Raw genomic sequence first — 9,025 nt, 5'->3', positions numbered from 1 at the left:
TTCAGTCCCCGGCCTGCTGCGCGTCGGCGGTGCGGCCGGTCCAGCGCAGCACGACGAACTCCGCCGGCTTCGCGAGGGCCACGCCGATCAGGCAGACGATGCGCCCCTCGTCCAGGTCGGCCTGCGTCATCGTGCTGCGGTCGCAGCGCGTCCACCAGGCTTCCTCGGGCTTCTGTCCGGCCAGCGCGCCGGCGCGCCACTCGGGCTGAAGAAAGCCGTCGATGGCCTGGCGCACGCGCGTCCACAGCGCCTCGCCATGGTGCTCCTGCGCGGCCCAGCGCAGGCCGCGGCCGAGCGAGGCCTCGACCATGTCGAGCCAGCGGCGCTGATGGACGTAGCGGATCTCGGGGTCATCGTCGGCCAGGCGCGCGCCCCACACGAGCAGCCCTCGCCCCAGGAACTCGCGCAGGCAGTTCACGCCCTGCGGGTTGAGCCGGTCCTGCTCGCCGGCGCTCACCGGCCACGCCAGGTGCAGCACGCCAGCCACCGGCAGGCCGGCCGGCGCCTTGTGCACGCCCTGCGCCGCATCGCTGCGCGCGTACAGACCCGCCACAAAGCCGGAGGGCGGCAGCGCCAGCGCGGCATCCATGCGGCCCGGCGGCGCCAGCGGGTCGGCCACCACCACCCAGGGCCAGTAGAAGGCGGCGCGGCCGGAATCGACGGCCTGCCGCTGCGCCAGCGCCTGGTCGGCCGTGAGGTCCGGTGCGGCGTCCAGCACGGCGATGCGCCAGGCGCCCGGCCGTTCGGCATGCGCCACCAGCGCGGCCTGCAGGGCCAGCCGCTCCTCGAGCGCGCTGGCGCCGGGGGCGGCCACGGTGCGCACGTCCTCCAGCAACGCGACCTGCGCCAGCGCGGCGGCGTAGCTGCCCGGCGTGGCCTCGTCGGCCAGCGGCGGCACCATGCCGTCGGTGCCGCCGGCCAGCGTCACGGCCTGCCCCGCCAGGGCGCGCACGCGGTCGAGCAGCGCCCAGGCGTCCACCGCCGCGCCGAGGTGCAGCCACAGCGGCAGCGCGCTCGCCTGCGCGGCGGCACTGCCGAGCACGGCACCGGCCCAGCGCGGGTGCGAGGGCGACCAGGCCAGCTCGCCCCAGCGGTCCGCGATGCCGTCGGCGTCGGCCCACGCGATGTCGAGGACGACGATCCGGCTGTCGGCGACCCGCCCGCGCGCAACGACCTGCCCCTCGCGGTCGCGCCAGCGCTTGTCGTGGCCGCGCAGGCACTCGCACGGCCGGCCGGCGGAGACGGTGCGCAGCAGCGTGCCGGGCGGCGCCTCGGTCATCGCGCGCAGGCCGGCGGGCAGCAGCCGCTCGCGCAGCACGACGCGCCCGTTACCGCCGCTGCCGGGGTCCAGCGCATGCAGGGTCACGCGGCGGTCGGGCGTCTCGTCCTCGCCCAGCACGGCGCTGGCCGGGCGGGCGCCGAAGGCGGTGCGGGCCACGTACAGCCGCGCGCCGCCGTTGGCGAAGAAGGCGCGCACCGCGTGCGCGACGTGGTGGGTGCGGGGCTCGGCGTGCGCCGTGCCGCCGATGAAGCGCAGCGGCTGGCAGCCGCCGTACAGGCGCTCGAAGTCGGCGGCGCTGTGCAGCAGCCGCGGCCGCACGCCCAGCGGCCCGCGGCGCGTCGGGCCGACGAAGGCGGCGGTGGCGGTGTCCACGCGCTCGATGCGCGGCCCGGGGGGCGTCTCCTCGACGTACACGCCCGGCGTGGTGAGGGTGGCCATGTTCAGCCGCCCTCCTGCGCGGGCGCGCCGGCCGGGACGGGCGAAGGCGTGGACGGAACGGCTCTCATGGCGGATGGGCGCCGCAGGGCGCCCGCCATTGTGGCCAGCGGCCGGCGGGCTGCCCATCGGCCGGACGGCCGAGGCCCGTCAGCGGCCGCGGCCGGCCGCGCTGCCCTGCCGCGCCCGCTGCGCCTCCTCGCGCCGGCGCCGCAGCTCCGCCTCGGCACGGCGGCCGGCGGCCAGCCAGGCGGCGAACTCCTCCACCGTCTCCAGCGTGATGCGCCCGATGGCGCCGCCGCGGAAATCGGTGATCAGCGCCTCGGCCGCTTTCTGCGCATCGACCCGGCCGCCCGAGACGATCGCGCCGCGGCGCCGGCCGACGGCGTCGAGCAGCGCCTCGTCGGGCTGGTTCGCGACGGGTTCGCCGTCCGGCAGGCGGTAGCGGGCGCGCAGCGCCTCGGCGTAGTGCGTCTTCAGGTAGGCCAGCAGCTCCAGCGCGACTTCCTCGTCGTCGTAGGCATTGCGGCCGACAGCGCCGCTCACGGCCAGGCGGTAGCCGCTCTCGGGCACGATGATCTTGGGCCACAGCATGCCCGGCGTGTCGTAGAGGTAGAAGTCGTCGGCCAGCAGGATGCGCTGCTCCTGCTTGGTCACGCCGGCCTCGTCGGCGGCCTTGGCCTGGCGCTTCAGGCTGAGTGTGTTGATGAGGGTGGACTTGCCCACGTTGGGCACGCCGCAGATGAGCACCCGCATCGGCTTGGCCAGCCCGCCGCGGCCGGGCGCCAGGCGGTGGCAGGCGTCGATGATGGCCTTGCGCTGCGCCGGCGGGGTCTGGCTGGCGTCCAGCGCGATGGCGCCGGTCTCGCTCTGCCCCTGGTAGTGGGCCAGCCACTCCGCCGTGCGCTGCGGATCGGCCAGGTCCTGCTTGTTGAGGATCTTCAGGCGCGGCTTGTGCGCCGTCATGCCGGTCAGCGCGGGGTTGGCGCTGGAGCCGGGCAGGCGCGCGTCGAGCAGCTCGATCACGACGTCGGTGGTCTTCACGCGCTCCGCAATCGCCTTGCGGGTGGCGTTCATGTGACCGGGGAACCATTGGATCGGCATGGGCGGGCGGGAAAGAGGCAGTGCGGGAAGCGGACGATTGTCCCTGCTGGCCCGGCGGGCGCCTTTTTTGACGCTGCGCCAACCCCATCCGGCGCTGTCGACCGTGGAAGGCGGATCGTCCACTTCCTCTTGAAAGCGTCCGACCATGCCGTCCCTCCTTTCCCCCGCCCTGCGCCTCGCGCCCCTCGCCGCCCTGCTCGCCGCCTCGGCCGCCGCCGCGCAGTCCCCCGCCGCGTCACGCATCACGCAGGTGAAGGTCTACCCCGGCAGCGCCACCGTGGAACGCGTGGCGCAGGTGGCGGCCGGCAGCCGCAGCATCCGCTTCGACTGCCTGCCGGCCGGGCTGGACCCGCAGAACCTGCAGCTCAGCAGCGACGACGCCTCGGTGCAGATCGGCGAGGCCTCGGTGCAGACCGGGCCGCGCTCGCTGTCGGCCGCCTGCGCCGCCAGCCCGCTGGACGAGCGCATCCGCGCGCTGGAGGACCAGAAGGCCGCGCTGGCGGCGCAGGCCGACGCGCTCGGCTACGTGACCGGCTACCTCCAGGGCCTGGGCGGCGACGGCGAGCGCCGTCAGGCCGCCCCCGGCGCGGCGGCGCTCGCCGCCACGGCCGAGGCGCTGCGCCGCACCGGGGAAGAGGCGCTGCTGCGCCGGCACCAGCTCGCGCGCGGCCAGGCCGACATCGACCGGCAGCTGCAGCCGCTGCTGGCCGAGCGCCGCCGCGCCCAGGGCGACGGCGACGCGAAGGTGAGCAGCGTCACCGTGACGCTGCACGCCCCGCGCGAGGCCCGGCTGCGGCTGGCCTACCAGGTCGCCGGTCCCGGCTGGACGCCCGCCTACCGCGCCGCGCTGGACAGCGCCACCGGCCAGGTGCGCATCGAGCGCCAGGCGCTGGTGGCCCAGGCCACCGGCGAGGACTGGCGCGGCGTGAAGCTGGTGCTCGCCACCGGCCAGCCGCGCCGCGGCACGGCGGGCCGCACGCCGCCGCCCTGGCAGGTCGGCCTGCAGCCGCCGCCGTCCGCCGCCAAGGAGGAAGCGCGGCTGCGCCGCGCGATGTCGGCGCCCGCCGCCGCGCCCGTAGCGATGGCGCAGGCCGACACGGCCGCGCCGTTGTTCGACGCCAGCGTGTTCCAGGGCAGCTTCGCCACCGAGTTCGCCGTGCCGCAGCCCATCGACGTGCCCTCCGGCGGCCAGCGCGTGGCGATGACGCTGGAGCGGCGCGAGGCCGCGGCGCAACTGGCCGTGCGCATCAGCCCGCGCGAGGAGGCGGCCGGCTACCTGGTCGCCGAGTTCGACGCGCCGGAGGGCGTGTGGCCCGAGGGCGCGCTGCAGCTCTGGCGCGACGGCACCTTCGCCGGCACCGGCCGCTGGACCGCGCCGGCGAACGCCGACGGGCCGGCGCGCATGCAGTTGTCCTTCGGCCGCGACGAGCTGGTGCGCGTGCAGGCCGAGCCCGAACGCGACAGCCGGGGCAGCGGCGGCTTCGTCGGCAGCCGCGCCGAGCGCCGCGTGCAGCGCGCCTATGTGGTCGAGAACCGCCACCGCACGCCGATGGCGGTGCAGGTGCTGGAGGCCGCGCCCGTGTCGGTGGACGACGAGGTGAAGGTGCGCTCGCAGTTCAGCCCGCAGCCGGCCGAGCGGGACTGGAACCGCCAGCCCGGCATCGCGATGTGGCGCGCCGAGCTGGCGCCGGGCCGGAGCGCGCGCTTCACCGCCGAGCACACCATCGCCTACCCCAAGGACGCGCAGCTCAGCGGCCGCTGAGCCGCCGGCGATCGCTGGCCCAGGCTGAACCGAGCGTCAGCCATCGGCCTACGCCCGGGCCGCGGCGCAGCGGCGACGCTGTAGGCCATGCCAACCCGACACGCATTCAGCTTCGTGCGCGCCGGCGGCGTCGACCAGGTGGTCTTCCGCAGCGGACAGGACATCGCCCGGCTGGGCGAGCTGGACCCGAAGCTGTGGGTCGCCCTCGCCTGCCCCGTGCAGGGCCTGGAGCTGGACGCCCGCACCCTCTCCCTGATCGACGCGGACGGCGACGGCCGCATCCGCCAGCCCGAACTGGTCGCCGCCTGCGAGTGGGCCTGCGCGCAGTTCGCCGACCCCGACGTGCTGCTGCGCGGAGGCGACCGGCTGGCCGCGCACGAGCTGCGGGCGGACAGCGAACTCACGGTGGAAACACGCCGCGTGCTGCGCACGCTCGGCCGCCCGGAAGACGGCGAGCTGACGCTGGCCGACGTGACGGCGCGCCGCGAGCGGCTGGCGGGCCTGCGCTTCAACGGCGACAGCGTCGTCACCGTGCAGACCGCGCACGACGCGCCGGCGCAGCAGGCGATCTCGCGCATCCTCGCCAGCCACGGCGCCGCCCGCGCGGTGAAAGACCGCAGCGGCGAGCCCGGCGTGGACCGCGCCATGGCCGAGGCCTTCTTCGCCGACGTGCAGTCGCTGCACGCCTGGCACGCGCGGCTGGCCGCGGACGAGGCCGCGCTGCCGCTGGGCGAGCGCACGCTGGACGCCGCACGGGCCGTCGAGGCAGTGCGCGCCAAGGTGGACGATTTCTTCGCCCGCTGCCGCGTCGCCGCCTTCGACGCGCACGCCGTGCCTGCCCTCAACCCCGCGCCCGACACCTATGCGGCGCTGGCCGGCGACGCGCTGGCGGCCGATTCGCCGGCACTGGCCGCGCTGCCGCTGGCCGCCGTCACGCCGGCCGGCGTGCTGCCGCTGGGCGGCCCGGTCAACCCGGCCTGGGCCGCCGCGCTGGACCGCCTGCGGCGCGACGCCGCCCAGCCCTTGCTGGGCGAGGCGACGCAGGCGCTGGACGAGCCCGGCTGGCAGCAGGTGCTCGACCGGCTCGCGGCCCCCCGCCGCTGGCTGGGCGAGCGCCCCGCCACCCCGCTGGGCGACGCCGCGCCGGCCGAGCTGCAGGCCTGGCTGGAGGCCCGGCCCGCCGTGATGGCGCTCATCGCCGAGGACGAGGGCGAGGAGGCGCACAACACCCGCCTGGCCGACCTGGAGAAGCTCATCCGCCTGAAGCGCGACCTGCTCGCGCTGCTGCACAACTTCGTCTCCTTCAAGTGCTTCTACCTGCGCGAAGGCGCCATCTTCCAGGCCGGCACGCTGGTGATGGACGGGCGCAGCTGCGAACTGACGGTGCGCGTGGCGGACGCCAAGAAGCATGCGATCGTCGCCGGCCTGGCCAAGACCTGCCTGGCCTACTGCGACTGCACCCGCGCCGGCAGCAGCGGCACCGAGAAGATGACCGTCGCCGCCGCCTTCACCGCGGGCGACACCGACTTCCTCTTCGTCGGCCGCAACGGCATCTTCTACGACCGGCAGGGCCGCGACTGGGACGCCACCATCACCCACCTGATCGAGAACCCGACCAGCGTGATGCAGGCCTTCTTCGCGCCCTACAAGAAGTTCGTGCGCGCGCTGGAGGAACAGGTGGCCCGCCGCGCCGCCGCCAGCGAGGCGAGCGCCCAGGGCGCCCTGGGCGGCGTGGCGACCAGCCTGGCCGCCACCGGCAGCACGGCCGGCGCCACCCCGCCCGCCAGCGCCGGCAAGCCGGCGGCCACGCCGCGGCTGCCGGGGCGCATCGATGTCGGCACCGTGGCCGCACTGGGCGTGGCGATGGGCAGCATCAGCGCCGTGCTGGTGGCCATCTTCACCAAGTTCATCGACCTCGGGCCGTGGATCCCCATCGCGCTGGGCGGCGTGGTCGCGGCCATCTCCGGGCCGAGCATGCTGATCGCCTGGCTCAAGCTGCGCCAGCGCAGCCTGGGCCCGTTGCTGGACGCCAGCGGCTGGGCGATCAACGGCCGGATGAAGGTGAACGTGCGGCTGGGCGGCTCGCTCTCGCAGACGGCGCAGGTGCCCGCCGGGGCGCGCCGACTGTCGCCGCGCGGTGCCGATGCCGGACCCCGCGGCGGCTTCGCCGGCGCCATGGCGGCCGCCGTGGCGCTGGCCGCACTGGCCGTGCTGGCGTGGCGCATGGACTGGCTCGACCCGCACCTGCCGCCGGCCGTGCAGCACGGCGCGCAGGCGGCCGCTCCCGCGTCCGCCGGCTAGGCACGCCAGCCAAGGAAGCCGAAGGGACGAGCCGCCTTCAGCGAAGCGAGGAAGGCGCGATGCGCAGCACGGCGTCGCCCGGCTTTGCGGTTCCGTACGGAAGCTCGACCTCCGAGCCGCGTTCCTCGAAAGACACGAAGAAACGGATCCGCTGTCCCACGAAGACACACAAGCACGAAGACTTCGGCCATTCGCAGGCACTTAATCGAAGTCGACCGTACGAAGTGGCCCGGGTTGCAGCGCATCGAATCTGCTCTCCGCTAGCAGCCCACGACCGTCGTTAAGAACTTAACACGTCGGCGCGCGGCTTGGACGCAGACTCTGGTTCACCACGACGAACGGAGCGAAACGATGACGACGGAAGCCCCCGAATCCGGCCAACGCAAGGTGATCCGCTTGCGCAAGCCCTGGGAAGACAAGGTGCACTTTTCGCTGGGCGTAGTGCACAGCGGCCGCACGCTGCACACCGCCGGCATCACCGCGCGCGATCCGCAGGGCGACATGGTGGGTGCGGGCGATTTCCGCGCCCAAACCGTGCAATGCTTCGCCAACCTGGGCGACATCCTCGAGGCTGCCGGCGCGCGCTGGGAAGACGTAGTCAAGTTCACGCTCTTTACGACCGATATCGAGCGTTTTCACCGCGAGACGCTCGAACTGCGCGCACCGTACTTCTGCGGCAAGCCGGCCGCGACGCTGGTCGAGGTGCCGCGCCTCATCGATTCGCGCATGCTGGTGGAGATCGAGGCCGTGGTGAGCCTGCCCGAGGCCGGAGCATGAGCGCTGTCGCGGTCGATCTCGACGCCTACGCGCGGCGTGAGACGGACGCAATGCTGTCCGCCTGCACCGGCTGTGCGCGCTGTGTCGAGGTGTGCCCAGTGGTGCCCTTTGGCGCTGCCGCCCGCCGGCCGCCCGTCGACGTGGTGGGCGGCGTACTGCGCCTCTTGGCAGAGGGCGAGCGACCGCCGGCGTCCAGCGCCGACTGGATGCACGGCTGCAACGGCTGCGGCGACTGCATTCCCGCCTGTCCGGAAGACGTGAACCCGCGCCGCCTGCTGATGCTGGCCAACATGCGCGACGCCACCGTCGACAGCCGCACGCCGCAGCTCTTCCGCCGCATGGCGCGCGCCATCAAGCTGATGATCGCGATGCAATTGCTTCCCGAGGACTATGCGCGGCTCTTCACGCCCGCCAAACCACGACCTGCACAGATGGTTTTCTACACCGGCTGCAACGCACTGCGCACGCCCAATCTGCTGTTCAACACCATGGCCGTGCTCGACGCGCTGGAGGTGGACTACGAAGTGGCGGGCGGTCCGTCGTCGTGCTGCGGCGTGATCGCGGCCAAGTGGGAAGGGCAGCCGCAGGTGGGCGGGCGCATCACCGCCAACACGCTGCGCCGCTTTGGCGCGCACGCGCCGGAGAAGGTGCTCAACTGGTGCCCCACCTGCGAAGTGCACCTGGGCGAGACGCTGGCCGGCTTCGCGCCTCGGCAGTACGAATTCGACCACGTCACCACCTACCTGATCTCGCGCGCCGACGAATTGCGTGCGCGCTTCACCCATCCGATCCGACGCCGGGTGGTGCTGCACGCCCACCGCGGCATGCCCGAGATCGGCCGCAATGTCGAGACGCTGCTGCGCGCCATTCCGGGGCTGGAGGTCGTCGAGACCGTGCTCGAGTCGTCCTACACCTGCGGCGGCTCGGGCTGCTCGAAGACGCCCGAGCTGCAGGCGCATGAGCATGGGCATCTGGTAGAGCGGGTTCGCGCCACCGGCGCAGACACCCTGGTCACGCTCTATCACGGCTGCCACATGGCCTTCATCGGCTTGGAGCAGACCGAGTCGTTCGAGGTGCTGAATTTCACCGAGCTTCTGGCGCAGGCACTGGGTCAGCAGCCTCGCGAGGACCGCCTCAAGACGCTGCGCGGCATGGAGGACTGGAAGGCCATCGTCCAGGACGCCCAGCCATGGCTGCAGCGCAATGGCGTCGTGCTCGACAGCGAATGGCTCGAACGCCACGGCGCCGAGATCTTCGCCGTCTCCGAATTCAAGGGCGGCCTCGACTGCCTGGCTACAGAGGCGCCGGCGAGCGCTGCGCGGGGAGACACCCATGCAACCCACACCCACTGACATGAAGAACGT

General features: G+C 73.9%; 6 protein-coding genes. 4 read left to right on the top strand and 2 right to left on the bottom strand.

Features of this window, described 5'->3' with window-relative positions; translation table 11 throughout:
- Position 1: 1 nt before the first annotated feature.
- Both Q392_RS06425 and ylqF read right to left on the bottom strand, forming a co-directional pair.
- The gene (locus Q392_RS06425; RefSeq protein WP_038203264.1) at positions 2 to 1,720 is read right to left on the bottom strand and encodes a phage tail sheath subtilisin-like domain-containing protein; all 1,719 of its coding nucleotides are present in this window, start codon (positions 1,718 to 1,720) and stop codon (positions 2 to 4) included.
- Between the two features lie 147 nt (positions 1,721 to 1,867).
- Entirely contained in the window at positions 1,868 to 2,821 is a 954-nt protein-coding gene (gene ylqF, locus Q392_RS06420) for a ribosome biogenesis GTPase YlqF (protein WP_038203262.1), read from the bottom strand.
- A gap of 145 nt (positions 2,822 to 2,966) precedes the next feature.
- On the opposite strand from ylqF, the gene Q392_RS06415 reads away from it, so the two are divergent.
- The 4 genes from Q392_RS06415 to Q392_RS06400 all read left to right on the top strand — a co-directional run bounded on the left by Q392_RS06415 (position 2,967) and on the right by Q392_RS06400 (position 9,013).
- The gene (locus Q392_RS06415) at positions 2,967 to 4,583 is read left to right on the top strand and encodes a DUF4139 domain-containing protein (protein WP_051952989.1); all 1,617 of its coding nucleotides are present in this window, start codon (positions 2,967 to 2,969) and stop codon (positions 4,581 to 4,583) included.
- 87 nt (positions 4,584 to 4,670) lie between these two features.
- Positions 4,671 to 6,884, top strand: a complete 2,214-nt coding sequence (locus Q392_RS06410) for a hypothetical protein (protein WP_038203260.1) — start codon at positions 4,671 to 4,673, stop codon at positions 6,882 to 6,884.
- Between the two features lie 351 nt (positions 6,885 to 7,235).
- Complete coding sequence (locus Q392_RS06405; protein WP_051952987.1) at positions 7,236 to 7,661, top strand: Rid family hydrolase; 426 nt, start codon at positions 7,236 to 7,238, stop codon at positions 7,659 to 7,661.
- On the top strand, positions 7,658 to 9,013 hold the full coding sequence (locus tag Q392_RS06400) for a (Fe-S)-binding protein (protein WP_038203257.1): 1,356 nt from the start codon (positions 7,658 to 7,660) through the stop codon (positions 9,011 to 9,013). Before Q392_RS06405 ends, Q392_RS06400 begins: the two co-directional genes overlap by 4 nt.
- The last annotated feature ends 12 nt before the right edge of the window (positions 9,014 to 9,025 follow it).

Origin of the sequence: Xenophilus azovorans DSM 13620 (genome assembly GCF_000745855.1) — a bacterium.
Classification (GTDB): Bacteria; Pseudomonadota; Gammaproteobacteria; order Burkholderiales; family Burkholderiaceae_C; genus Xenophilus; species Xenophilus azovorans.
This window is presented reverse-complemented; position numbering and strand designations above follow the sequence as displayed.